This is a genomic window from Sandaracinobacteroides sp. (assembly GCF_057137845.1).
On record NZ_DBNHFX010000065.1, the window covers coordinates 1 to 24,411 of the forward strand.

The following is a 24,411-nucleotide window of genomic DNA, read 5'->3' on the forward strand; positions in this document are numbered from 1 at the left end:
AGTGCGCCCCACCATGTCAGCGGGTTCAGCGTCTGCGAGCCATCGAGCGAGAAGGTGGTGAACTCGGCGCGGCCGACGATGTTTTCCCACGGCACCAGCCCCAGCCCGCCGATTTCCGCCGGCACGCGGCTGTCCATCGAATTGTCGCGGTTGTCGCCCATCAGGAACAGGTGCTGGTTCGGCACCGTGATCGGACCGAAATTGTCGCGGTCGGTCAGCGCCATGTCCAGCGTCTGATAGCTGCGGCCGCCGGGCAGGGTTTCCCGATAGGTGGGGTAGCGGCAGACCGGCTGGCCCGAAGCATCGGTTGCACGGAATTGCGGCACCATCCGGCAGTCGGTGTTCGGGGTCACGCGCAGTTCGGTGTCGGGCAGGCGCTGGCGTTCCACCGGCTTGCCGTTCAGCCACAGTGCGCCGTCGCGCATTTCGATAGTGTCGCCGGGCAGGCCGATCACCCGCTTGATCCAGTCGGCCCCGTCCGACGGGCTTTTCACCACGATGATGTCGCCGCGTTCGGGCATCGAACCGAACAGCCGTCCGGAAATCGGCGGCAGCACCGGCACCGACGGCGACAGGTAGGAATAGCCATAGGGGTATTTGGTCACGATCAGCCGGTCGCCGACCAGCAGCGTCGCCATCATCGATTCCGATGGAATATAGAATGGCTTGGCGACGAAACTGTGTACGCCCAGCACGATCAGGATCAGGATCGCCCACTGCTTCAGCTCGTGGCCCCAGTTGAACGGGGGCTTTTCCGGCTGCGCGGGTTTCGAGAGGTCAGGCGAAGGTGCGTTCATGCAGGGCTCGCGGTTATGAGCACAATCGCCTGTGCCCAAGGGTGGTCGTCGGTGAGGGTGAGGTGAATGTCGGCCTTATGCCCGGCGGGCGTGATCGCGGCAAGACGGGCAGCCGCCCCGCCGGTCAGTGCAAGTGTCGGCCGCCCCGAAGGCAGGTTCACGACGCCGATGTCCCGAAAGAACACCCCGGCGCGAAACCCCGTCCCCAGCGCCTTTGCTGCGGCTTCCTTGGCGGCAAACCGCTTGGCATAGGTCGCAACGCGGGTCAGTTCGCGGCGGTTCGCCTTCGCCTGTTCGACGGGCGTGAACAGCCGGTCGATGAAACGGTCGCCGAAACGCTCGATCGAAGCGGCGATGCGCTCGATGTTGCACAGGTCGTTGCCAAGACCGATCACCACCAGCCCGGCCGGGATCATGCGCGCGCCTCGTCCATCAGCGCCCGCATCTGGCCGATCGATGCTGCAAGCCCGGTGAACAGCGCCTCGCCGATCAGGAAATGGCCGATGTTCAGTTCGACGATTTCCCGGATCGCCGCCACCGGCCCGACATTGCCGAAGCCGAGGCCGTGCCCGGCATGCACTTCAAGCCCGGCCGCTGCCGCCAGCCGCGCACCCTCGGCCAGTGCCGCAAGTGCGCCGTCTGCGGCATGGGCATAGGAACCGGTGTGCAGCTCCACCACCGCCGCCCGCACGGCGGCTGCCGCTTCGATCTGGCGCGGGTCGGGCGCAATGAACAGCGACACGCGGATCCCGGCATCCGCCAGCCGCGCCACGAACGGCGCAAGCGCGGCCTGCTGCCCGGCGCAGTCCAGCCCGCCCTCGGTCGTGCGTTCGGCGCGCCGCTCGGGCACGATGCAGGCGGCATGCGGCCGGTGCTTCAGCGCAACCGCCAGCATTTCCCCGGTCGCTGCCATCTCGAGGTTCAGCGGCAGCCCTCCCCAGTCGGCCAGCGCGGCGATGTCGGCGTCGGTCATGTGGCGCCGATCCTCGCGCAGGTGCGCGGTGATGCCGTCGGCGCCTGCCTCGTGCGCCATGCGGGCCGCACGCAGCGGATCGGGATGGCTGCCGCCGCGCGCGTTCCGGATCGTCGCCACATGGTCGATATTGACTCCGAGGCGCAGCCGCCCGGTCACGCCGCCCGGCTTCCGGGCTTCACGGCGGGGATGGCGGCCAGTTCCGGCGGCAGGGCGTCGGCCGCATAGGTCGGCACGTCCAGCCGGATCAGTGGCGTAAATGGCACGCCAAGATCGGCCGCCCCCGCCGAACGATCGACGAGGCTTGCCGCATGGATCACCCGGCCGCCCGCCGCTTCCACTGCCGCGATCGCCTCGCGCGAGGACAGGCCCGTCGTCACCACATCCTCCATCAGGATGACCGGCGTGCCCGGATCGAGCCGGAAGCCGCGGCGCAGTTCGAACCGGCCTTCGGGGCGTTCGACGAACATCGACAGCAGCCCGAGCGCCCGCGCCAGTTCATAGCCGCAGATCAGCCCGCCCATCGCCGGTGCGATCACCGCCTTTGCCTCGCGGCGGACGGCTTCGGGCAGCTTCGCCGCCAGCGACCGCGCCAGCCGCTCGGCCCGCGCCGGGTCCATCAGCACGCGGGCGCACTGAAGATAGCGCGGCGACCTGAGACCCGAGGAAAGGATGAAATGCCCTTCGAGCAGCGCATCGGCGGCGCGGAATTCGGCAAGGACGGCCTCGTCGTCCAAAAGATGAAATTGCATGACCAACGCCATATCGCGGTCGGGGATTCAAGGGAAGCAGTTGCAGTCTGTCAAAGCCTTTGCAAAAAGGCCAGCACAGGAATATTTCACACAGGGGAGAGTGTCGGAAATGAACAGCAATCTCGCAATGCGCAGACTCGTCGCCACGGTCGCGACGACGGCGATGCTGGCGGTCTCGGTGCCGTCGATGGCGCAGATCAAGTCCAAGGCCGGGCAGGAAGCGGAAAAAACCCGCGCACAGAAGGTGGCGGAACTGCCGGTCTGCCCCAAACCGATCGGCACGATCGCGCTCTCGGAACCCGAAAACACCAACCGCTGGTGGTCGGAACTGGGGCTCAGTTCGCCGGAATCGCTGATCCGGGTTTATGTGCAGAAATCCAACTGCTTCAAGCTGGTCAACCGCTCGATGCGCGGCATGGCGGCGATGCAGCAGGAACGTGCGCTTGCGGCGGGCGGTGAAACCCGTCGCGGCGGCACCTTCGGCAAGGGCCAGATGGTCGAGGCCGATTTCACCGTCATCCCCGACATCGTCTCGTCGAACAGCAACAAGGGCGGCCTGAATGTCGGCGGCCTCGTCGGCGGCTTCCTGCCGGGCGGGTTCGGGGCGCTGGCCAGCGGCATCAGCATCAAGAAGCGTTCGGCGAACGTCGTGCTGAACGTCGTCAACAACAAGTCGTCCGAGGAATTCGTGGCCGAGGGGCAGTCGAAAAAGTCCGACCTCGGCTGGGGCGGCGGCGGCGGCCTGTTCTCGGGCGGCTTCCTCGGGGCGGGCGGCGCCACCGGCTACGACAGCACGGAAATCGGCCAGGTCGTCGCGCTCGCCTACCTCGACGCCTACACCAAGCTGGTGAACGAACTGGGCGGCATGCAGGCGGCGATCGGCGGCCAGCAGGCGGAACGCGCCGTCACCATGAAAAACGCCGGCCGGCTGTTCGCAGGCCCGGCCACCACCGCCAAGGTGCTGAAGCCGCTGGATGCCGGCGCAATGCTCTATCCGACCGGCAACAAGCAGAACGGCTTCTGGGAAGTCGAAGACGAAATGGGCGCAAAGGGCTGGGTCAGCGAAGTCGCCATCGCCATCGCCCGCTGATGCATTTCCGGCGGGGCGCCAGCGCGTCCCGCCGGCTGCCGGATCCTAGAAACTATAGACCAGCGTCACCCGCGAGGTGGTGTCCAGGCTGTTCAGGCCGGGCGGCGGCTCCTGTTCCCACGCAAGGTTATACGACAGTCGCGCCGACAACGGCCCGAACATCTTGGATGTCAGGGCGGCTGTGTTCGTCACGCTGCCGGCATTTTCCCAGAACACCGCAGTATCGTTGGTGAAGGTGGTGCTGCGCGACACCGCCCAGCGCAGCCGCGACGCGCCGCGCACGGCAACCGCATTTTCCACATGGTCGACAAGGCGCGTCTGCCGCACGGCCGGGCCCAGTTCCAGATCCCAGCTTACCGGCTCAGGGGCAAGCGCGCGCAAGCCAAAGCCCGCCGATTCGGCGAAGCGCCGCCGGATGCCGGCCTGCCGGTTGCGCTCATATTCAAATCGCGCCCAGCTATAGGCCCGGTCTGAAAAGCGATAATCGATCTGGTATCCGCCAAGGATGCGTTCCTGATCCGCACCGACGTCGCTGTCCACCAGATCGACGAGGATATTCGCCCGGTGCCGCCATTTCAGGCCCGGCCGTTCGAGGTTCAGGCCGATGGTCAGGCTGCGGGTGTTGCTGTTCCCCGTCGACAGTGCGGCGCCCGCCTGCCCCGAACCCTTCCAGTTGTCGAACATCGACGCTTCGGCAAGCCGCGCCTCGCGCTCGGCCTTGCGTGCCGCCGCGACAGACGCAACCACCCGGTCGATCTCGTCGGCGACGCCGTGATTGGTCTCCTTGGCGATCGCTACCACTGCGTCGATCTTTGCCTTGTCGCCGGTGCGCGCGGCCGCCTCGACCATGCGGCGGACGGATTCGGGAAGCTCGGGCGGGGCTGAATCAGGGCCTGAATCGGCGGCGGCGGCGGGTGCGGCAAGAAGTAGCAGCCCGGAAACAAGAAACATCGACATGGCAGGGCTTTTTCCTCGGAAATATGGGGATTTTGAGGCGTCGCCGACAGCAACGCCCAGTGCGCGACCAGTGCGCCATCAGGCAGGCCGGCATGGCACGACGCTTGACGGGCCTGCTTGTTGCAGGGATTTGATAGAGGTCAAAGCATTTCCGGGCCTTTGCCGTCCAGAGATGCTATAGCGGTTCCCGGCATTTGGCGGGCGGCATTGCGTCGCCCGGCAGAGGCCGGGTGTATCTATTCTGGGTCCCGGTCTTGGCCGGGGGAACGCATTCTGGACCGGGGCAAACTGTCATGACAGCCTTTTTCTCCGCCGGCGCCTATCTTCTGTTCGGCCTGTTCGCGATCTTCATGATCGCAACGGCGACGACGCAGGGATTTGCGATCCACGGCGTCATCATTCTGATCGCCTGCATTCTGGCGGCCGTCACCACGCTCGGGCGCCTGCGCACCGGCGAAAAGGGCGAGTGGATCATCCCCGACACCTCGAACGGCGGCTATCAGGACGACGTCATCAAGGCCGGCATCATCGCCACGGTCGTCTGGGGCGTCGTCGGGCTGCTGGTCGGCGTCATCGCCGCAGCGCAACTTGCCTGGCCGGTCCTCAACCTCGGCACGGAATATACCACGTTCGGCCGCATCCGTCCGGTGCATACGTCGGGTGTCATCTTTGCCTTCGGCGGCAACGCGCTGATCGCCACCTCGTTCTGGGTGGTGCAGCGCACCTGCCGGGCGCGGCTGTTCGCGCCGGGCCTCGCCTGGTTCGTGTTCTGGGGCTACCAGTTGTTCATCGTGCTCGCGGCCTCGGGCTATCTGCTGGGCATCACCCAGTCGCGCGAATATGCCGAGCCGGAATGGTATGTCGACCTGTGGCTGACGATCGTCTGGATCGCCTATTTCATCGTTTATGTCGGCACCATCGTAAAGCGCCGCGAGCCGCACATCTATGTCGCCAACTGGTTCTACCTGGCATTCATCATCACCGTCGCCATGCTGCACATCGTCAACAATCTGGCGGTGCCTGCGGGCCTTGGCGCGAAAAGCTATTCCGCCTTTTCCGGCGCGCAGGATGCGCTGACCCAGTGGTGGTATGGCCACAACGCCGTCGCCTTCTTCCTGACGGTGCCGTTCCTGGCGATGATGTATTACTTCGTCCCCAAGCAGGCGAACCGGCCGATCTATTCCTACCGGCTGTCGATCGTGCACTTCTGGTCGCTGATCTTCCTCTATATCTGGGCCGGCCCGCACCACCTGCACTTCACCGCCCTGCCCGACTGGGCGCAGACGCTTGGGATGGTATTCTCGGTGATGCTGTGGATGCCGAGCTGGGGCGGCATGATCAACGGCCTGATGACGCTGGACGGCGCATGGGACAAGATCCGCACCGACCCGATCATCCGCATGTTCGTCGGCGCCATGGCTTTCTACGGCATGGCCACCTTCGAAGGCCCGCTGCTCTCGATCAAGACGGTGAACGGTCTCAGCCACTACACCGACTGGACCATCGGCCACGTCCATGCCGGCGCGCTCGGCTGGAACGGCCTCATCACCTTCGCCTGCATCTATTATCTGGTGCCACGCCTGTTCGGAACCAGCCGCATGTATTCGCTGCGCATGATCAACTGGCACTTCTGGCTGGCGATGGCGGGGATCGTTCTCTACGCCTCGTCGATGTGGGTGGCCGGCATCATGCAGGGCCTGATGTGGCGCGAGTTCAACGCCGAAGGCTACCTCGTCTATGCGTTCGCCGAAGTGGTGGCGGCGATGCACCCCTACTACATCATCCGCACGCTGGGCGGTCTGCTGTTCCTCTCGGGGGCGCTGCTGATGGTCTATAACGTCTGGATGACGACGCGGGGCCGCCTGCGCGACGAAGCCCCTCTGGAGGCGGGGGAACCCTACAACCCGCATACCGACAGGCCACTGGAACCCGCTGGCGCGGCCGTCCAGAACCAGCCCGCCGAATAGGAGCGTTCAACCATGATCTTTGAAAATCACGGCAAGGTCGAACGCAACGTCACGATCCTTGCGATCCTGACCCTGATCGCGGTGATGATCGGCGGACTGGTGCAGATGGTGCCGATGTTCTTCCTCGACAACACCATCGAGAAGGTCGAGGGCATGCGCCCCTACACCCCGCTCGAACTGGTGGGGCGCAACATCTACATCCGCGAAGGCTGCTACGCCTGCCATTCGCAGATGATCCGCCCCTTCCGCGACGAGGCCGAGCGCTATGGCCACTACAGTCTGGCGGCCGAAAGCATGTACGACCACCCGTTCCAGTGGGGTTCGAAGCGCACCGGGCCGGATCTGGCGCGCGTCGGCGGCCGCTATTCCGATGAATGGCATGTGCAGCATCTGGCGGCGCCCACCAACGTGGTGCCGGAATCGGTGATGCCGCCCTATGCCTTCCTCAAGGACCGCGACATCGACCTTCGCAACATCGCGTCGCACCTGAAGGCCAACCGCCACGTCGGCGTCCCCTATTCCGACGCGCAGATCGAGAATGCGCTGGCCGATCTGCAGGCGCAGGCCGACCCGAACGGCGACCCGGGCGGGCTGGAAAGCCGCTACGCCAAGGTGCAGGTCCGCGACTTCGACGGCAACCCCGCGCGGCTGACCGAGATGGACGCGCTGGTCGCCTATCTGCAGATGCTGGGCACGCTGGTCGACTTCGACAGCTATGTCCCGGCCGAGAACCGGCGCTGAGGGGGCGGCATGGACTATACCCAATTGCGCCATATGGCCGATAGCTGGGGCCTCCTGTTCATGATGCTGGTGATGATCGGCGTCCTGGCCTGGGTGTTCCGCCCCGGCGCCAGCCAGGCCCACGAAGACGCACGGATGATTCCCTTCCGGGACGATGAGGCCCAGAAATGAGCAACAGCGAACAGCACGACCAAACCCCCAAGGGCGGGCCGGAAACCACCGGGCCGGGCACCACGGGGCACGAATGGGACGGCATTCAGGAACTGAACCACCCGCTGCCGCGCTGGTGGCTCTGGATCCTCTATGCGACGATCGCCTTCTCGGCGGTCTGGGTGGTTCTCTATCCGGCCTGGCCGATCCCCGGCGGCAACACCAGGGGCACGCTGGGCTATTCCAGCCGCGCCGAGGTAGAGCAGCAGATGGCCGCGCTCGACGCGCAACGCGGCGCCGCGCTGAAGGGCATCGAAACGATCCCGATCGAGAATCTCGGCAGTAATCCGCAACTGCTGCAGGCGGCGATCGAAGGCGGACGCTCGGCGTTCAAGGTGCATTGTGTGCAGTGCCATGGCTCCGGCGCAGCCGGTGGCGCCGGCTACCCCAACCTGAACGACGACGACTGGCTGTGGGGCGGCGATTACGCCACCATCTACCAGACCATCCAGCACGGCATCCGCCAGCCCGGCGACGACGACACCCGCCAGTCGATGATGCCGTCGTTCGGCAAGGACGGTCTGCTGAAGGAACCCGAGATCGCAGCGGTCACCGAATATGTGCTGGGGCTTTCCGGCCAGCAGCATGATGCAGCGCTTGCGGCAAAGGGTGCGCCACTGTTCGAACAGCAGTGCGTCGCCTGTCACGGCGCCGACGGCAAGGGCATGAAGGCGCTAGGCGCCCCCAACCTGACCGACGCGATCTGGCTCTATGGCGGCGACCGCGCGCAAATCCACGCCAGCATCTTCAACGCCCACGCCGGGGTGATGCCGGCTTGGAAGGGGCGCCTCTCGGACGCCACCATCCGTCAACTGACCGCCTATGTGCACAGCCTCGGCGGTGGGGAGTGATCTGAAATGGCAGGCAAAGCCCTGAATCCGAGGCCGGTTCCCCCGGCCCCGGGTGAAGGGAAACTCTACACGAGCCGGGTCAAGGTTCAGCCGAAGTCGGTCAAAGGCCCGTTCCGTCGCTTCAAATGGTTCATGCTGTGGTTCACGCTGGGCGTCTACTATGTCACGCCCTGGATCCGCTGGGATCGCGGCCCCTTCTCGCCCGATCAGGCGGTGCTCGTCGATCTGGCCGGGCGGCGCTTCTATTTCGGGCCGATCGAAATCTGGCCGCAGGAATTCTATTATGTCGCCGGGCTGCTGATCATGGCGGGCCTCGGCCTGTTCCTCGTCACCACTTCGGTCGGCCGTGCGTGGTGCGGCTATGCCTGCCCGCAGACCGTCTGGACCGACCTCTACATGACGGTCGAGCGCTGGATCGAAGGCGACCGTAACGCCCGCATGCGCCTCGATGCCGCCCCCATGGGCGCGGGTAAATTCACCAAACGCGCGTCAAAGCATCTGGTCTGGCTGCTGATCGCCATCCTGACCGGCGGCGCCTGGGTATTCTATTTCGCCGACGCGCCGACGCTGCTGCGCGAACTGCTGAACGGCACCGCGCCGATCGCCGCATACGGTGCGATCGCGCTCCTCACCTTCACCACCTACTGGCTGGCTGGCCACATGCGCGAGCAGGTCTGCACCTACATGTGCCCCTGGCCCCGCATCCAGACGGCGATGCTCGACGAAGACAGCTTCATCGTCACCTACAAGGCGTGGCGCGGCGAACCGCGCGGCAGCGCCAAGGCGAAGCTCGCCCAGCCCGATGCCATCGGCGACTGCGTGGACTGCATGGCCTGCGTCAACGTCTGCCCGACGGGGATCGACATCCGCAACGGGCCGCAACTGGAATGCATCACCTGCGCCCTTTGCATCGACGCCTGCAACGACGTGATGGACAGGCTCGACCGCCCGAGAGACCTGATCGGCTACACCACGCTGAAGCGCGACGTCGCCGAATCGAAGGGCGAAAAGCTGCCGCCGATCTGGCGCGTGCTGCTGCGGCCACGGGTGCTTTTGTATTTTGCGGTCTGGTCGGCGATCGGACTTGGCATGCTGATCGTGCTGGTCGGCCGTTCCCGCATGGACATTTCCGCCCTGCAGGAACGCAACCCGGTCTATGTCCAGCTTTCGGATGGCGCGATCCGCAACAGCTACACGGTCAAGCTTCTCAACATGGAAGGCCGCCCGCGCGAATTCGACGTGACGGTCGGCGGGCTGGCGGGTGCCATGCTGTCCGATCCTGTCGCGGGTGGCGAACCCGTCAGCAGCCTGCGGCTCAAGGTCCGCGCCGATGGCGTAGACAGCTACCGGCTGCAGGTGCGGGTGCCCGCATCCTCGATCAAGTCCGAACAGTCCGATATCATGTTCCACGCCCGCGCAACCGATGGCGGTGGCGATGTCGGCGAAACCGTGCGCTTCACCGCGCCCGCGCGCTGAGGAGAAACCCGTGGCAAGCACACCTTTTACCGGCCGGCGCGCGTTCCTCGTCATCGGCGGCGGCTTTGCCATCGTGATTGCCGTCAACATGACGATGGCCTATTTCGCCGCGCGCTCGAATCCCGGCCTCGTCGTCGCGAACAGCTATGTCGCCGGCCAGCAGTTCAACGAAATGCTGGCCGAGGGCCGGGCGCAAAAGCAGCTTGGCTGGACGGTGGCCACCAGCAACCAGGGCGGAATGCTGGTGGTTTCCGCGCTCAATTCGCTGGGCAAGCCGATCGACGGCCTGTCGGGCGCGGTCACCATCAGCCACACGCTCGGCGCGGAACCGGCGCAGACCCTGCCGCTCGCCCCTGATGGGCAGGGCCGCTATGTTGCGGGCCAACTTCCGGCCGGGCAGTGGATCGTCGAGACGCGCATCGCCCTCGGCGGCCAGCACTTCTACCAGAAAACCCGGCTTTCAGGCGGCTGACGATGGCGACGATCGCCCCGGCGCGCGCCACGGCAGCGCAACCAAGGACGACCCCAGCTGCAGGCGGCGCCGATCTCGACCTGTTTGTCAGCGAAACCGATGCCGGCCGGCGCCAGCTCAACCTGCATGTGCCGGGCGTGCATTGTGCGGGCTGCATCCGCAAGATCGAAGGCGCGCTCTGGGCATTGCCCGGTGTCAGCCACGCGCGGGTGAATTTCACCACCAGGCGTCTTGCCGCCGAATGGGATCCGGCGCTGCAATCCGCATCCGCAATCGTCGCCGCAGTCGAGGGCGCGGGCTTCGAAGCGCGCCCCTATGCAGCATCCGATGCGGCGGCCGGCGCGCCGGATCCGGCATCGCGGCGGCTGCTGAAATCGATGGCGGTCGCCGGTTTTGCAGCGATGAACATCATGCTGCTGTCAGTTTCGGTCTGGTCGGGGGCGGATGGCGCGACGCGCAACCTCTTTCACCTGATTTCGGCCTGCATCGCGCTTCCGGCGGTCGCCTATGCCGGGCAGCCCTTCTTCGCGTCTGCCTGGGGCGCGCTGAAACAGAAACGCACCAACATGGACGTGCCGATTTCGATCGGTGTCATTCTGGCAACGCTGATCAGCCTGTTCGAGACGTTCACCGGCGGCCGCCATGCCTATTTCGATGCAGCGACCATGCTGCTGTTCTTCCTGCTGGTCGGCCGCTACCTCGACAGCCTGATGCGCGACCGCGCCCGTGCGGGCGTTGCCACCCTGCTGAAGCAGTCGGCACGCGGTGCGCTGGTGCGGGCGCCGGACGGCAGCACCGAATACCGGCCGATCGAGGCGGTCGCCCCCGGCATGACGGTGCTGGTTGCGGCAGGTGAACGGATTCCCGTGGACGGCATCGTGACCGAGGGGCGCTCGGCGATCGACCGCAGCCTCGTCACCGGCGAAAGCCTGCCCGAAGCTGTCGGGCCGGGCGGCGAAGTGCTGGCGGGCACGCTCAATCAGGATGCGCCGATCGTGCTGAAGGCCAGCCGGGTCGGCGAACAAAGTTTCCTGTCGCAGGTGGTGCGGCTGATGGAGGCGGCGGAACAGGGGCGCGCGCGCTACACCAGGATCGCCGACCGCGCCGCAAGCCTCTATGCGCCGGTCGTCCACCTGACGGCGCTGGTCGCGGCGATCGGCTGGATGTGGGCCGGCGCCGGCTGGCATGAATCACTGCTGATTGCAGTCGCCGTCCTCATCATCACCTGCCCTTGCGCGCTGGGGCTTGCCGTGCCGGCGGTGCAGGTGCGCGCGTCCGGCGTGCTGATGCGGCGCGGCCTGCTGGTGAAGGACGGCAGTGCGCTTGAACGGCTGGCAACCGTCGATACCGTCGTCCTCGACAAGACCGGTACGCTGACGCTCGGCCGCCCGGTGCCCGCCGACCAGATGCCGCTCGATGGCCCTGATCTGGCACTTGCCGCCGGGCTGGCGGCAAAAAGCCACCATCCGCTGTCGCGGGCGCTGCTTGCAGCGGCGCGCACCGCCGGATGCACGCCCGCCGCAATCGCCGACGTCAGCGAAGTGCCGGGCCTCGGCCTTCAGGCGGAAGTGGCGGGCGAAACGCTCAGGCTCGGCCAGCCGGAATGGGTGGGGGCAACCGGCCATGGTGCCGCCGACCAGTTGGAACTCGCCTTCCGCCGTGGCGATCGGCCCGCACGGCGCATCGCCTTCACCGACCCGCTGCGCCCCGACGCCCGCGCCGCAATCCTGCGTCTGCGTGCGGCAGGTCTCGATGTGCGCATCCTCTCGGGCGACCGCACCGAAGCAGTCGCAGCGGCCGCACATGCGCTGGGCGTCGATCAATGGGCCGCGCGGCAGACGCCGCAGTCCAAGCTGGAAGCAATCCACGCGCTTGCCGCCGAAGGCTGCCGCGTGCTCGTCGTCGGCGACGGGCTGAACGACGCGCCGATGCTGGCGGCGGGCCATGCGTCGATCGCGCCATCGACCGCCTCCGACGCCGGACAGACCGCAGCCGACATCCTGTTCCTGTCCGACAGCCTGAACGCGGTTCCGCAGGCGCTCGAAACCGCGCGCCGGGCCGATCGGCAGGTCAAACAGAACTTCGTGCTGGCGATCCTCTACAACATCCTTGCCGTGCCGATCGCGGTTGCCGGGCTGGTCACGCCGCTGATCGCTGCAATCGCCATGTCGGCCTCGTCGATCCTGGTCGTCGGCAACGCGCTGCGCCTGAAGGCGCCCGACTGAGGGCGGCGCATGAATATCCTGTTCGTCCTGCTGCCGATTGCACTGCTGTTCGGGCTGGCCGGTCTGGTCGCGTTCCTGTGGTCGGTGCGCAATGGCCAGTACGACGACCTCGACGGCGCCGCCCACCGCATTCTGAACGACGACGACCCGCCAGACGCCTGAGGCGTCAGGCCGAACCGTCGCCCTTGGCCACCAGCACCCTTGGCGCATCGCCGCCGCGCAGCGCCTGCCCGCGCCCCGAAAGGCTTGGATTGGTCATGAAATAGCGATGCAGATTGAAGCTCGGCTTGCCGGGCGTCAGTCGCCGGTAGCTGCCATCGGCGCGCATCGCCCAGCTTTGTTCGTCGTCCTTCAGGTTCGCGACCATCACCTGATCCAGCACCTGTGCATGGACGGTCGGGTTGACGAGCGGCACCAGCAGTTCGACCCGGCGGTCGAAGTTGCGCGGCATCCAGTCGGCCGAGGTGATATACACCCTCGCCTCGCGCGAGGGCAGCGGGTGGCCGTTGCCGAACGCTATGATGCGGCTGTGTTCCAGAAAGCGCCCAATCACCGACCGCACACGGATATTGTCGGAAAGGCCGGGCACGCCGGGGCGCAGGCAGCAGATGCCGCGCACGATCAGATCGATGCTCACACCGGCCGCCGACGCCTCGTACAGCTTCTCGATGATCGCCGGATCGACGAGCGAGTTCATCTTCGCCCACAGCCCGGCAGGGCGTCCGGCGCGGGCATGGGCAATTTCGGCGTCGATCCCCGCCATCAGCGTCGAGCGCAGATCGAGCGGGCTCATGGCAAGATGCTTCAGATGCTGCGGCTCGACATAGCCGGTGATGTAGTTGAACACCTGCGCCACATCGCGGGCGATTTCCGGGTCGGCAGTGAAGTAGCTCAGGTCGGTGTAGATGCGCGCCGTCACCGGATGGTAGTTGCCGGTGCCAAGATGCAGGTAGGTCTTCAGCTCGGCTCCTTCGCGCCGCACCACCATCGACACCTTGGCGTGGGTCTTCCAGTCGACGAAGCCATAGACGACCTGCACGCCGGCCCGCTCCAGCGCGGCGGCCCATGTCATGTTCTGCTCTTCGTCGAAGCGCGCCTTCAGCTCGACGATCGCCGTCACCGATTTGCCTGCCTCGGCGGCGTCGATCAAGGCGCGCACGATCGGGCTGTTCTTGCCGGTGCGATAGAGCGTCTGCTTGATCGCGACGACATCGGGGTCAGCCGCCGCCTGCCGCAGGAACGCCCGCACCACGTCGAAGCTTTCATAGGGATGGTGGACGACGATATCCTTGGCGCGGATGGCGGCGAAACAGTCGCCGCCATGCTCGCGGATGCGTTCCGGAAAGCGCGGGGTGTAAGGCTCGAACTTCAGGTCGGGGCGATCTTCGTCCACCAGCCGGGCCAGATCGGCGATGCCCAGAATCCCCTCCACTTCGGCAACGTCGCGCGGTTCGACACCGAAGTTGCGGCGCACGATCGCCTTCAGCGCCGCCGGCGTGCGCTCCTCGATTTTCAGGCGGATCACCTGCCCGCGCCGCCGCCGCTTGATCGCAGTCTGGTAAAAGCGCACCAGATCTTCGGCTTCTTCCTCGATTTCGATGTCGCTGTCGCGGATGATCCGGAAGGCGCCCTGCCCCAGCAGCGTATAGCCGGGGAAGATCAGTGCAAAATAATGCCGCAGCACATTTTCCAGCGCCACGAAGCGCGCGTCGGCGCCGGGCAGCCGGATGAAGCGCGGCAGCATCGGCGGCAGCACCAGAAGCGCCATCATCTTCTCGCGGTCGCTGGCCCGCTGCATTTCAAAGACCAGCGAAAAGCCCTTGTTGGGAATGAACGGGAACGGATGCGCCGGGTCGATCGCCTGCGGCGTCAGCACCGGGAAGATCTGGCCCAGAAAATGCGCTTCCAGCCATTCGGCGTCGGCGGGTGTCAGGTCGTCCTGCCCCAGAATGGCAAAGCCCGCCGCCGCCAGCGCATCGCGCAAGGTGGCGAATGTCTGCTGCTGGGCGCGCATCAGTTCGCCCGCAGCATCGGCGATCTGCACCAGTTGCTGCGCCGGGGTCAGCCCGTCGGGCGAAGGGGTTTCGATGCCTTCATCGACCTGCCCGCGCAGGCCTGCCACCCGCACCATCATGAACTCATCAAGATTGTTCCCCGAGATCGACAGGAACCTGAGCCGTTCGAGCAGGGGGTGGGCGGAGTTCATCGCCTCCTCCAGCACGCGGCTGTTGAACGCCAGCCAGGAGAGTTCCCGGTTCAGATAGCGTTCCGGGCCAAGCACGGGCGCCGGCTCGACCGGCTGGATGGGAACGGTGCGCACAACACTAGCCATTTGTTCTGGATAGCAGGGCTTTCCTGCCTTGTCGTGAACGATGATTTCAGGAACCATGCACGGATGCAGCGCGCAGCAGACGACAGGCCCTTCCGCCTTTGCGGCAGCCTCGATGGCCGGTCGCCGCTGTTGCTTGCGTCACCGCACAGCGGCCGTCGGTTCCCGGCCGATTTCCTTGCCGCCAGCAGGTTGCCGGTACCGACGCTCAGGCGGCTCGAAGATGCGCATGTCGGCCTGCTGCTGCATGGGTGCGGCCTGGCGGGCGTGCCGCTGATCGAGGCAACGCACGCCCGCGCAGTGATCGACTTGAACCGCGCCGAGACCGACCACGATCCGGCCATGATCGAGGGGAAACTGACGCCAGCGCCCGTCCCCTCGGATCGGGTGCGGCAGGGCTATGGGCTGTTTCCGCGCATCGCCGGCGGCGGCCTTGCGATCCATCAGCGCCGCATCCCGGCGGCCGTTGCGCAGGCACGGATCGCAGCACTGCACAGGCCATGGCATCAGGCGATCGCCGGTGCGCTGCAAAGCGCGCAGCGCCGCCACGGCTTTGCGGTCCTGCTCGACATGCATTCGATGCCGCCGGTCGCGGGCGCTCTACCGCCGCATGTAGTGCTGGGCGACCGGCACGGTTGCAGCGCGGCGGTCTCGCTCGTCGACTGGCTGGAGCAGGCATTCCGCCAGCGCGGCTTTCGCGTCGCGCGGAACGCGCCCTATGCCGGCGGCCACACAACGGAACACCACGCCGCACCCGCCGAGGGCCGCCACGTCGTCCAGATCGAGTTCGCCCGCGACCTCTATATGGATGCGCGAACGCTTGCCCCGCACCAGGGTTTTGCGCCGCTGGCCCGCAGCATCACCGCCGTTATTTCCGAACTGCTGGCGGCGATGCCGGCGATGAACCTCGGCGCCACACAGGCGCTTGCAGCCGAATAGCGGTTTCAGCCGTTCAGCCTGAGCGGCAACGCCTTCATCGCCATCACAAAGTTCGAGCGCACATAGCGCGGTTCCGCCAGCACCCTGAAGCGCGGATAGCGACCGATCAGCGCCTCCAGCATGATCCGCATCTGCACGATCGCCAGCCGCACCCCCAGGCAGTGGTGCAGACCATAGCCGAACGTCAGGTGGCGGTTGGCGTTGGCGCGGTCCACCTGCAACCGGTGCGGGTTTTCGAACATGGCGGGGTCGCGGTTGCCCGCACCATACAGCATCGCAACCACCTCGCCCGCCCGGACCATTGTGCCGCCCACTTCCACGTCGGTCGTCGCCGTTCGGGCCATCTGCACCACCGGGCTGAACCAGCGCAGCAGTTCATGCACTGCGCCAACGATCAGCCCCGGATCGGCGGCAAGCTTTGCCTGCTCGTCGGGATGGCGCGACAATGCCCAGAGCGCACCGCTCAGGGAACTGCGCGCCGTCTCGTTGCCGGCAGCGATCATGTTGGAAAAGAAGCTTTTCTGCTCGGTCTCGTCCAGTGGCCGGCCATCCACTTCGCCGTGCGCGATCAGTGTCAGCAAATCCTCCTGCGGCTCCTGCCTCCGGCGTGAAAGCAGGTGCAGCCCATAGTCGAAGATCGCCAGATAGCGTTCGTTCGCCACCTCCCGCGACGGCGCATAATCGGGGTCGTCGGCGCCGAATACTGCATTGGTGAACTCGAACACCCGCCACTCATCCTCGGGCGGAATGCCCATGATGGCGCAGATGGTCTTGATCGGCACCGCCGCCCCCACTTCGGTGACGAACTCCACTTCGTCGCGGCCGTCGAGGTCTTGCAGCATCTGGTCGACCGATGCGCGGATGCGCGGCTCGACGCGGGAGATGGCGGCCGGCAGGAACGCCTTCGCCACGATCGAGCGAAAACGGTCATGCTCGGGGTTGTCCATCGACAACATGAAGCGGCCCAGTGTGCGGGCGATCTCGGGGTCCATCGACGCGCGATTGTCGGTGCGCACCGTGAAACCCCTGGTCGAGGTGAAGTTGCGCGCATCGAGCGATACCGCGCGGATATCGTCGTATCTGGTCAGCACATGGAACGGCGCCTGCAACGCCGAACCGGGATGACGCCAGACCGGCGCCTCTGCCCGCAGCGCATCATAGACGGCGTGCGGCTGGCCATCGGCAAAAGTGTCGGGGTTCAGCAGATCGAGCGCAACACCAGCCGCTTCCGACCGGAGGGCAGCCATCAGATCACGCCCGCCGCGCAGAGCGCCGCCAGTTCCTCGTCGCCCATGCCAAGCCTGCCCTTGTAGATTTCGTCGTTGTCGACGCCGGGCACCGCTGGCGCCAGACGCCTGACCGACGACGGCGTTTCCGACAGTTTCGGAAAGCTGTTCTGCATGTGGATCCGGCCGTGCTGCGGATGGTCGAGGCTGACCAGCGCCTCGCGCGCGGCGAAGTGCGGGTCGGCCAGCATGTCGGGGGCGTGAAAGATGCGCCCGGCAGGCACGCTGTGATCGATCATCAGCGCCTCCAGTGCATCCACACTCAGCGTCCGCGTCCATGCCGCGATGCGGTCGTCCAGCTCTGCCTGGTGCTGACCGCGGGCGATGTGGGTGGCATAGCGCGGGTCGGCGGCAAGTTCCGGCTGCCCCATCGCCTGCGCCAGCCGTGCGAAGATCGCATCGCCGTTGGCGCCGATCATATATTCGCCGTCGGAACAGGGATAGACGTTCGACGGCGCGATTCCCGGCAGGATCGACCCAGATCGCTGCCTGACGATCCCCATCACGTCATACTCGACGACGAGGCTTTCCATCACCTGCAACACCGATTCATAAAGCGCCGCATCGACCACCTGCCCGCGCCCTGTCTGCTGGCGCGCGTTCAGAGCCGCCAACGCGCCCATGCAGCCATAGGTCGCGGCCAGCGTGTCGCCGATCGAAACCCCCATGCGCGACGGCGGACGGTCCGGCTCGCCGACGATCGCCCGCCAGCCGCCCATCGCCTCGCCGATCCCGCCGAAACCGGCGCGCGCGGCATAAGGCCCGGTCTGGCCATAGCCCGAAATCCGCACGATGATGAGGCGCGGGTTCAGCGCGTGCAGGGCAACGGGATCGAGACCCCATTTCTCCATCGTGCCGGGCTTGAAATTCTCGATCATGATGTCGGCGTCGGCCAGCAGTCGCCGGGCCAGCGCCTGCCCTTGCGCCACGCGCAGGTTGGCGGTGACCGATCGCTTGTTGCGGCCGATCACCTCCCACCAGACCTTGTGGTCGCCATTGCCCCACTGCCGCATCGGATCGCCGGCGCCGGGCGGCTCGATCTTCACGATGTCGGCGCCCATGTCGCCCAGCAGTTGCCCGCAGAACGGCCCTGCGATCAGTTGGCCAAGTTCCACTACGCGGATCCCCGCAAGCGCGCCCGCTGCCATGTTCAGCCCTTCCCTGCCGTTTTTGCTGCAACGCCTGCCTGCCAGTTGCGAAACGCAGCATAGCCGGGCTGGTCGATGCGAAGCTTCTCGATCGAGGTGCGCACCAGATGCCCGACCAGCGCCGCCGCATCGGTGGGCGGGCGGCCGTCGCGGATCGCCTGCGCCAGATGCGCATTCAGCGCATCGCGGTCGCCTTGCTGTTGCAGCAGCGCGCGCAGTCTTGCTGCTTCGGCGGCTGCGCTTTCCGGGCCTTGCTCCAGTTCGCGCTGGGCGATCCCCAGTGCGTTTGCTGCAACCTTCTGGTGAAAGCCCGGCTGAACACCGTCGTCCAGCGCGCGGCGCACTTCCGCCAGGATCAGCAGGGCCGTTGGATCATCCGACATTCCACGCCTCATGGTCCGGCGCCAGCAGGCGCATCAGGTCGAATTCGGTTTCGCTGGCGCGCCGCGCGATCACTGCGCCTTCGACGCTGCGATGCCCGGCGACGAACGCCTTGCCCGCGCCCGCACACATCACGCCCCAGTTCATGGTCTGGAACACCTCCCATGCATGGAGGTCGGCCATCTCGATTCCGGCGCCGCCTCCTGCGCGATAGCCATCCAGCAGTTCCTCGCGGGTGCCGAAGCCGCCGGCGGGCAGGTCGGGCCGCTGAAACCGCCAGCTATTCACGCAAAGCCACGCCAGATCGGCCGCCGGTGCGCCGATGTGCGCCAGTTCCCAGTCCAGCACCGCGCGCAGCCCTTCCGGCCCCACCACCAGATTGCCGTTGCGGAAATCCCCATGCAGCAGCACCAGCGGCCCATTGCACGGCAGGTGCCGTTTCAGCCATTGCAGCGCATATTCAAAGACCGGCCGGTCGTCGGCGTTCGCCCGGTGCCGCGCCTCCATTGCATGAAGCGCCTGCTCTGGTGGCAGTTCGGCAAGTTGCAGATGGCCATGGTTGGATGCCGCGTGCAGCTTTGCCAGCACTTCGCCGCACCGGCGGGCAAGGCCTTGGCGTGCGCTTTCCAGTTCGGGCTGCTTCAGCACGCGCACGCCAACCGTTTCGCCATCGATGTGGCGCATCACATAGCCGTCGCCCGCTGCCGATCCTTCCGGCAGCTCGAACAGCACCTCGGGCACTGGCACGCCCGCGGCTTCCGCCACCCGGATCACCGCCGCTTCGGCGGTAACGCTTGCCATGCCGTGGCTGGAAAACCGCTGGTCCAGCGGCTGTCGGCGCAGCACCGCCCGCAACGTCCCGCCATCTTCCAGCGCCAGCTCGAACGCCCAGCTTTCCTTGCTGGCCCCGCCCGACAGCCGTTTCAGCGAAACGACGTCCGCCGCCCGAATACCCGCTGCACGCGCCGCCGCAACCAGCGCCTGCCGCAGTTCGCCGTTCGTCGCGTCGGTTGCCGTCATCCCTGCCTCGCGATCCAGTCTCTCACCAGATTGGCCGCCTGCACGACAAGTTGCGGCTGGCCGAAATAATAGTGGTTGGCGCCCTCGATCACATGATGCTCGGTCGGGCAGCGGCTGGCGGCCCGCATCAGCCGCGCTGCGTGGCTTGGTGTGCAGGCATCGTCGGCGCTGTTCTCGATCACCAGCATCGGCGCCTGGATGCGGGCGGCGCACTTCAGCCCGTCGGCATTGGAATCGTCATAGCTCCACTGCGACAGCCAGCTCCGAAGCGTGGTGAAGCGCGCCAGCCCTACAGGTCCGTCGTTCACCACCTTCGGGTCGCCAAGCATGCACCAGTTCGGCTTGCGGTCGCTTGGTTCCAGCGCCGCATCCAGAAAGCGCGGATCGGCCATGGTGCCCTGCACGGTGAAGCAACGCTCGTGGTTTTCCAATCCGGCCTTCTTCAGCGCCGCCAGTTCTTCTTTCACCCAGGCGGTGATGCGGCGGTTGCGGGCGATCTGCGCAGCGCGATATTCGGCCACGAAGTCGGCGGAATAGGGCGGCTTCGGGCCATCTTCGGCGTAGAGGTTCAGACGCGGGTCGCGGTCGAACGGGCGGCTTTCATCGGTGATCGACGGGTCCAGCCATTCGGTCAGCGTCAGGTTGCGCGACAGGTGCGCCGCCAGCAGCAGCACACCGTCGGCGGGGATGAACTTCGCCGCCGTCAGGTCATACGGGTCGCCGGCGGGCGTGTGGGTCACGCGGGGGTCCTGCGCTTCGGCCTGATAGAACAGCGACTGCGCGCCACCCCCCGACCAGCCGCCCAGATAGACCCGCCGATAGCCCAGCCGTTCGCGCGCGTCGCGGATGCAGGCGGCCAGATCCATCACCGCGCGTTCCATGATCAGCGCGGTTTCATTGCCGCGATAGCGGGTGTTGCAATAGATCGTGTGCACGCCCTGCTTTGCCAGCGTTGAAACCAGCGGCAGCCACGCCCCGCCGCCGATCGGGTGCGAAAACACCACCACGCTGTCCGACGGGGTATCGGGCTTCAGATGGTGCGCCTCGATCGCCACTTTGCCGATCTGGCCGCCATAGGTGTCCTTGAAGGCGCTTACTTCGTCGAACACCACCAGATAGGGAATGCGTTCATAGGTCGTCGCCAAGCTTCGTCTCCCCCGGCTGGTCTCAGGCGCTCTGCCGTCCGCGCTTTGCAATCGCCGCTTCACCGAACTTCGCCACCTTCTCGGCCCGCGTCCGCGCGCTCCACTCGGCTAAACGCTGCGGCAGGGCCGCGCGCTCCTCGGCGAAGATGCGGTCGTGGTCAGGCGTGCGGATCGTCAGCTCCACCTGAATGCCATTCGGATCATACATGTAAACCGACCGCACCATGCCATGCTCGATCGGGCCGAAACAGCTTATGCCGTGCTGCTGGATGCGTTCCTGCATTGCCAGCATGTCGGCCTCCGAATCGACTTCAAAAGCGAGGTGCATGTCGAAGCCATGCTTGTTGGCAAACCAGTCCGGGTCGGCGGAACCCGGCGCATCGAAGAACGCAACATAATCACCGTTCTTCATGCGGAAGAAGATGTGCATATAGGGGTGCGCCTTGCCGGATCCCGGTTCGTCCTCGATCACCAGCCCGGCGTCGGCCACCAGCCCCAGCACATCGGAATAGAACCACAGGGTCTGCTCGGCATCGCGGCAGCGATAGGCTGCGTGATGCACGCCACGGATCGGCCGGGGCATCGAAACATCGGTCATGCGCACTCTCCCTCGGCGCTTCGGTCGGGCGCAGCCGTTCCCGCAGCGGGCCATCGTCCGAAGCAACTGCGACGACTATATGGCCGCTTGCCGGAATGTAAAGCTGCTTGACATAAATGGCAGGGTACCGGGGCTGGACCGCGCCCATCGTCCGGGGCAGGGTGCCAAGTCTGAAAGGTGGGCAAGCCATGCAACAGCAACCGCTGCTGATCGAACGGGTGGATGATGTCGAATGGGTGACGTTGAACCGCCCGGCAAGGCTGAACGCGCTCGACGACGACCTGACTGCAGCGCTTCGCGACTATTTCGAGGGTCTCTACCGCCGGCCCCGCTGCCGCGCCGTCGTGCTGCGCGGGGCAGGGCGGGCGTTCTGCGCCGGGCTTGACCTTGCAAGCGGCCTTGCCGCCCGCTTCGCCGACGGCAACCTGGCCGACATGCTGGACGTGCAGCGCGACATCCGCGACATCATGCTGGCGATGCGGCGCTGCCCGCAGCCGATCATCGCCCTGCTGCACGGCGCGGCGGCGGGCGGCGGCTTCGTGCTGGCGCTGGCCGCCGACATCCGCATCGCCACCCCCGATACACGCATGAACGCCGCATTCATCAAGGTGGGGCTGGGCGGCTGCGATGTCGGCGCCAGCTATCTGCTGCCGCGCCTCGTCGGCGCGTCGGCTGCGGCGTCGATCCTGTTCACCGGGCGCGACCTGACGGCTGCGCGCGCCTATCAACTGGGCTTGCTTGCCGAAGTGGTGCCGGCCGACCAGCTTTCGGCCATGGCCGGCGAATATCTCGCTTCGATGCTGGCGACGGCGCCGCTGGCGTTGCGCCTCACCAAGCAGTGCTTCAACCACAGCCTCGACGCGCCAAGCTTCGAAGCCGCACTGGCGATGGAGGACCGCAACCAGGTGCTGCTGGGCCGCGAACCGGCGTTTCGCGAAGGGCGGCAGGCGTTTCTGGAAAAGCGCAAGCCGCGCTTCGATCAGCCCTGAGGGCCGGCGGCGCCCGCAATCGATCCCGGCAAAGACACCGTCACCGGCTCGCCCCACGGCAGGCGAAACGCGCTGCGCAGCGCGTCGATCTGCTGCTGGCCGATCCGGAACGCCAGCGCCTCGGTCAGTTGCTCGACCACTGCGCGCGCCTGCGCCCGCATGGCGTTGCCCTCGGCCGTTACATGCACGGTCTTTACCCGCCCGTCGGTCGGGTCAGGGCGCAGTTCGAACAGTCCGCGCTCAACCAGCGCGGCGATCGCCTGATGCACCGCCTGCCGGGTGAGGCGCAGGCTGCGGGCGATATCGGAAGGGCGCACGACGTTGCGCTGCACATGCGCCATGATCATCGATTCGGTGCGGGTCAGCGGCTTGATTCCGGCGGCGCGCAGGCTTTGCTGCAACCCTTCGTCGAACCAGTCGAACCCCTCCAGCAGCAGAATGAACAGATAATCGGATTCATGCACTGGAAACGCCCTTTTTTCGCCGGTGACGGAGCCGGACCACCCTTCTATAGACCGTCAGCAAGATTGACGAACCTGTCAGATCGCCGCACCCGGCGGCAGAAAAGGAACAGCATGCACGTCCTCCATATTTCCGCCAGCCCCAAGCGCGAGCATTCCTCCTCTGGCCGGATCGCCCGTGCATTTCTACACGAGTATGCGCAACGCAACCCCGACCACGAAATCCGCGAGCTGAACGTGTTCGAGGATCCGGCGCCCGCGTTCGGGCACGATGCGGCGATCGCCAAGTTCGCACCCTTGTTCGGCGAAGCGCGCACCGAAGCCGGGGAAAAGGCATGGGCCGATGTGCAGGCGATCGTCGCCGACTTCGATCGCGCCGACAAGGTGCTGCTGTCCTGCCCGATGTGGAACTATTCAATCCCGTGGGCGCTGAAGGCATATCTCGACAATCTGATGCAGCCGCGCCTCACCTTCGGCTACGACCCGAAAACCATGCAGCATGTCGGCCTGCTCAGGAACCGGCCGTTGCAGATGATCCTCACACGCTCGTCGGTTGCACCGGGGCATTTCGGCGACTTCCAGTTGCCCTATCTGCGCTTCTTCTTCGACATGATCGGCATCCGCGACATGCGGGTCCTGCTCGCGCACCAGACGACGCGGCCCGATGCCGCCGCGCGCGAAGCCTATATCGGCGGGTTCGAGGCCGAAGCCCGCGAAGCTGCCGCGCGTTTCTGAAGCCGCCGTGCGTCAGCCATCGCGCAGTTCGCGCTTCAGCACCTTCCCGGCCGCCGAACGCGGCAGCGGTTGTTCGCGAAAGGCAAAGCTGCGCGGCACCTTGTACCCGGCGATCCGCGCCCGGCAGAAGCCCGCAAGCTCAGCCTCGGCCGGCCGCGGTGCGCCTTCCGCCAGCACCACCACCGCATGCACCCGTTCGCCCCATTCCGGGTCGGGCAGGCCGATCACCGCACATTCCAGAACCGCCGGATGGAACGCCAGCGCATTCTCCACCTCGATCGAATAGACATTTTCCGCGCCGGTAATGATCATGTCCTTCAACCGGTCGGTGATAAAGACATAGCCTTGGGCGTTCATCCAGCCGGCGTCGCCGGTGTGCACCCAGCCATCGCGCAGCACGGCCGCAGTTTCTTCGGGGCGGCCCAGATACCCCAGCATCACCGCGTCCCCTCGCGCGACGATTTCGCCAACCACGCCCGCTTCGCATTCGCGACCGTCCTCGTCCAGAATGCGGATGTCGTTTCCCACACAAGTCCGCCCGCACGAGCGCAGCAACAGCGGGTCGGCGCCCGGCCGATGGTCCTCGGCCGTCAGGCAGGTGATCGCTGGAAACTCGGTCTGGCCATAGCCCTGCAGAAAGCCGACGCCGGGCAGCGCCAGCCGCGCCCGTTCCAGCGCCGCCTCGGTGATCGGCGAGCCGCCATAGCCCAGATAGCGCAAGTCCGGCAGCCGGTGGCCGCCGCGCTCGGCTTCGCGGGTCAGCCGCTCGATCATCACCGGCACGGTGAAGCTGTGGGTGGTGCCGGTGCGTTGGAACTCGGAAAGCATGGTCGCGGCATCGAACGAGGCGCGAAACACATGCGTTCCCG

The 24,411-nt window shown here is 66.2% G+C and carries 26 protein-coding genes; 12 read left to right on the plus strand and 14 right to left on the minus strand.

Annotation, left to right across the window (positions count from 1 at the left end; translation table 11 throughout):
* The 4 genes from lepB to pyrE all read right to left on the minus strand — a co-directional run.
* Positions 1–797, minus strand: a 797-nt coding sequence (lepB, locus tag AC16JP_RS03230; RefSeq protein ID WP_484339162.1) for a signal peptidase I, incomplete at its 3' end; no start/stop codon positions are given.
* A complete protein-coding gene (acpS, locus tag AC16JP_RS03235; protein WP_484339187.1) occupies positions 794–1,195 on the minus strand; it encodes a holo-ACP synthase in 402 nt (133 codons plus the stop codon). The genes acpS and lepB, both read right to left, overlap by 4 nt.
* A gap of 14 nt (positions 1,196–1,209) precedes the next feature.
* Positions 1,210–1,929 carry a pyridoxine 5'-phosphate synthase gene (locus AC16JP_RS03240; protein WP_484339163.1) on the minus strand — a complete coding sequence of 240 codons (720 nt, stop codon included), beginning with the start codon at positions 1,927–1,929 and terminating at the stop codon, positions 1,210–1,212.
* Positions 1,926–2,522, minus strand: coding sequence for an orotate phosphoribosyltransferase (gene pyrE, locus AC16JP_RS03245; protein ID WP_484339164.1), 597 nt, complete (start codon positions 2,520–2,522; stop codon positions 1,926–1,928). The genes AC16JP_RS03240 and pyrE overlap by 4 nt, the downstream gene beginning before the upstream one ends.
* 127 nt (positions 2,523–2,649) lie before the next feature.
* Here pyrE and AC16JP_RS03250 point away from each other — a divergent pair, with 127 nt between their 5' ends.
* Positions 2,650–3,612, plus strand: a complete 963-nt coding sequence (locus AC16JP_RS03250) for a CsgG/HfaB family protein (protein ID WP_484339165.1) — start codon at positions 2,650–2,652, stop codon at positions 3,610–3,612.
* Positions 3,613–3,657: 45 nt separating this feature from the next.
* Here AC16JP_RS03250 and AC16JP_RS03255 read toward each other — a convergent pair whose 3' ends face one another.
* Entirely contained in the window at positions 3,658–4,569 is a 912-nt protein-coding gene (locus tag AC16JP_RS03255; protein ID WP_484339166.1) for a DUF481 domain-containing protein, read from the minus strand.
* A 293-nt stretch (positions 4,570–4,862) separates the two neighbouring features.
* On the opposite strand from AC16JP_RS03255, the gene ccoN reads away from it, so the two are divergent.
* From ccoN to ccoS, 8 genes are read left to right on the plus strand one after another with little or no spacing between them, the layout of a single operon-like run.
* Entirely contained in the window at positions 4,863–6,536 is a 1,674-nt protein-coding gene (ccoN, locus tag AC16JP_RS03260; protein WP_484339167.1) for a cytochrome-c oxidase, cbb3-type subunit I, read from the plus strand.
* Positions 6,537–6,548: 12 nt separating this feature from the next.
* Positions 6,549–7,277, plus strand: a complete 729-nt coding sequence (ccoO, locus tag AC16JP_RS03265) for a cytochrome-c oxidase, cbb3-type subunit II (RefSeq protein WP_484339168.1) — start codon at positions 6,549–6,551, stop codon at positions 7,275–7,277.
* Between the two features lie 9 nt (positions 7,278–7,286).
* Positions 7,287–7,448: a cbb3-type cytochrome oxidase subunit 3 gene (locus tag AC16JP_RS03270; RefSeq protein ID WP_484339169.1), complete on the plus strand. Its 162-nt coding sequence runs from the start codon at positions 7,287–7,289 to the stop codon at positions 7,446–7,448.
* Positions 7,445–8,338: a cytochrome-c oxidase, cbb3-type subunit III gene (gene ccoP / locus AC16JP_RS03275; protein ID WP_484339170.1), complete on the plus strand. Its 894-nt coding sequence runs from the start codon at positions 7,445–7,447 to the stop codon at positions 8,336–8,338. Before AC16JP_RS03270 ends, ccoP begins: the two co-directional genes overlap by 4 nt.
* Before the next feature lie 6 nt (positions 8,339–8,344).
* Positions 8,345–9,814, plus strand: coding sequence for a cytochrome c oxidase accessory protein CcoG (gene ccoG / locus AC16JP_RS03280; protein ID WP_484339171.1), 1,470 nt, complete (start codon positions 8,345–8,347; stop codon positions 9,812–9,814).
* A gap of 10 nt (positions 9,815–9,824) precedes the next feature.
* Complete coding sequence (locus AC16JP_RS03285) at positions 9,825–10,286, plus strand: FixH family protein (protein ID WP_484339172.1); 462 nt, start codon at positions 9,825–9,827, stop codon at positions 10,284–10,286.
* A gap of 2 nt (positions 10,287–10,288) precedes the next feature.
* Positions 10,289–12,511: a heavy metal translocating P-type ATPase gene (locus AC16JP_RS03290; RefSeq protein WP_484339173.1), complete on the plus strand. Its 2,223-nt coding sequence runs from the start codon at positions 10,289–10,291 to the stop codon at positions 12,509–12,511.
* 9 nt (positions 12,512–12,520) lie between these two features.
* Positions 12,521–12,673, plus strand: coding sequence for a cbb3-type cytochrome oxidase assembly protein CcoS (gene ccoS / locus AC16JP_RS03295; RefSeq protein WP_484339174.1), 153 nt, complete (start codon positions 12,521–12,523; stop codon positions 12,671–12,673).
* Positions 12,674–12,677: 4 nt separating this feature from the next.
* Here the strand turns inward: ccoS and AC16JP_RS03300 are convergent, their stop codons facing one another.
* Positions 12,678–14,843 carry an RNA degradosome polyphosphate kinase gene (locus tag AC16JP_RS03300; protein ID WP_484339175.1) on the minus strand — a complete coding sequence of 722 codons (2,166 nt, stop codon included), beginning with the start codon at positions 14,841–14,843 and terminating at the stop codon, positions 12,678–12,680.
* A gap of 63 nt (positions 14,844–14,906) precedes the next feature.
* On the opposite strand from AC16JP_RS03300, the gene AC16JP_RS03305 reads away from it, so the two are divergent.
* Positions 14,907–15,779, plus strand: a complete 873-nt coding sequence (locus AC16JP_RS03305; protein ID WP_484339176.1) for an N-formylglutamate amidohydrolase — start codon at positions 14,907–14,909, stop codon at positions 15,777–15,779.
* 5 nt (positions 15,780–15,784) lie between these two features.
* Here AC16JP_RS03305 and AC16JP_RS03310 read toward each other — a convergent pair whose 3' ends face one another.
* Genes AC16JP_RS03310 through AC16JP_RS03335 form a run of 6 tightly spaced genes read right to left on the minus strand, consistent with a single transcriptional unit; the run spans position 15,785 to position 21,357 of the window.
* Positions 15,785–17,026 carry a cytochrome P450 gene (locus AC16JP_RS03310; RefSeq protein WP_484339177.1) on the minus strand — a complete coding sequence of 414 codons (1,242 nt, stop codon included), beginning with the start codon at positions 17,024–17,026 and terminating at the stop codon, positions 15,785–15,787.
* The gene (locus tag AC16JP_RS03315; RefSeq protein WP_484339178.1) at positions 17,026–18,213 is read right to left on the minus strand and encodes a CaiB/BaiF CoA transferase family protein; all 1,188 of its coding nucleotides are present in this window, start codon (positions 18,211–18,213) and stop codon (positions 17,026–17,028) included. The genes AC16JP_RS03310 and AC16JP_RS03315 overlap by 1 nt, the downstream gene beginning before the upstream one ends.
* Positions 18,214–18,215: 2 nt before the next feature.
* Positions 18,216–18,596 carry a DUF6285 domain-containing protein gene (locus AC16JP_RS03320; RefSeq protein ID WP_484339179.1) on the minus strand — a complete coding sequence of 127 codons (381 nt, stop codon included), beginning with the start codon at positions 18,594–18,596 and terminating at the stop codon, positions 18,216–18,218.
* Entirely contained in the window at positions 18,586–19,614 is a 1,029-nt protein-coding gene (locus tag AC16JP_RS03325) for a phosphotransferase family protein (protein WP_484339180.1), read from the minus strand. Before AC16JP_RS03325 ends, AC16JP_RS03320 begins: the two co-directional genes overlap by 11 nt.
* Entirely contained in the window at positions 19,611–20,759 is a 1,149-nt protein-coding gene (locus AC16JP_RS03330) for an alpha/beta hydrolase family protein (RefSeq protein ID WP_484339181.1), read from the minus strand. The genes AC16JP_RS03325 and AC16JP_RS03330 overlap by 4 nt, the downstream gene beginning before the upstream one ends.
* 22 nt (positions 20,760–20,781) lie before the next feature.
* Positions 20,782–21,357 (minus strand): VOC family protein, encoded by a 576-nt coding sequence (locus AC16JP_RS03335; RefSeq protein ID WP_484339182.1) that lies wholly within the window; start codon positions 21,355–21,357, stop codon positions 20,782–20,784.
* Between the two features lie 188 nt (positions 21,358–21,545).
* On the opposite strand from AC16JP_RS03335, the gene AC16JP_RS03340 reads away from it, so the two are divergent.
* Positions 21,546–22,346: an enoyl-CoA hydratase/isomerase family protein gene (locus AC16JP_RS03340; protein WP_484339183.1), complete on the plus strand. Its 801-nt coding sequence runs from the start codon at positions 21,546–21,548 to the stop codon at positions 22,344–22,346.
* On the opposite strand, the gene AC16JP_RS03345 is transcribed toward AC16JP_RS03340, so the two are convergent.
* On the minus strand, positions 22,337–22,810 hold the full coding sequence (locus AC16JP_RS03345; protein ID WP_484339184.1) for a MarR family winged helix-turn-helix transcriptional regulator: 474 nt from the start codon (positions 22,808–22,810) through the stop codon (positions 22,337–22,339). The two genes, AC16JP_RS03340 and AC16JP_RS03345, sit on opposite strands and share 10 nt — an antisense overlap.
* A 111-nt stretch (positions 22,811–22,921) precedes the next feature.
* Between AC16JP_RS03345 and AC16JP_RS03350 the strand changes: the two genes are divergently transcribed.
* On the plus strand, positions 22,922–23,542 hold the full coding sequence (locus AC16JP_RS03350) for an FMN-dependent NADH-azoreductase (protein WP_484339185.1): 621 nt from the start codon (positions 22,922–22,924) through the stop codon (positions 23,540–23,542).
* Between the two features lie 12 nt (positions 23,543–23,554).
* Here the strand turns inward: AC16JP_RS03350 and AC16JP_RS03355 are convergent.
* On the minus strand, positions 23,555–24,411 hold an 857-nt coding region (locus tag AC16JP_RS03355), incomplete at its 5' end, for a class I adenylate-forming enzyme family protein (protein ID WP_484339186.1).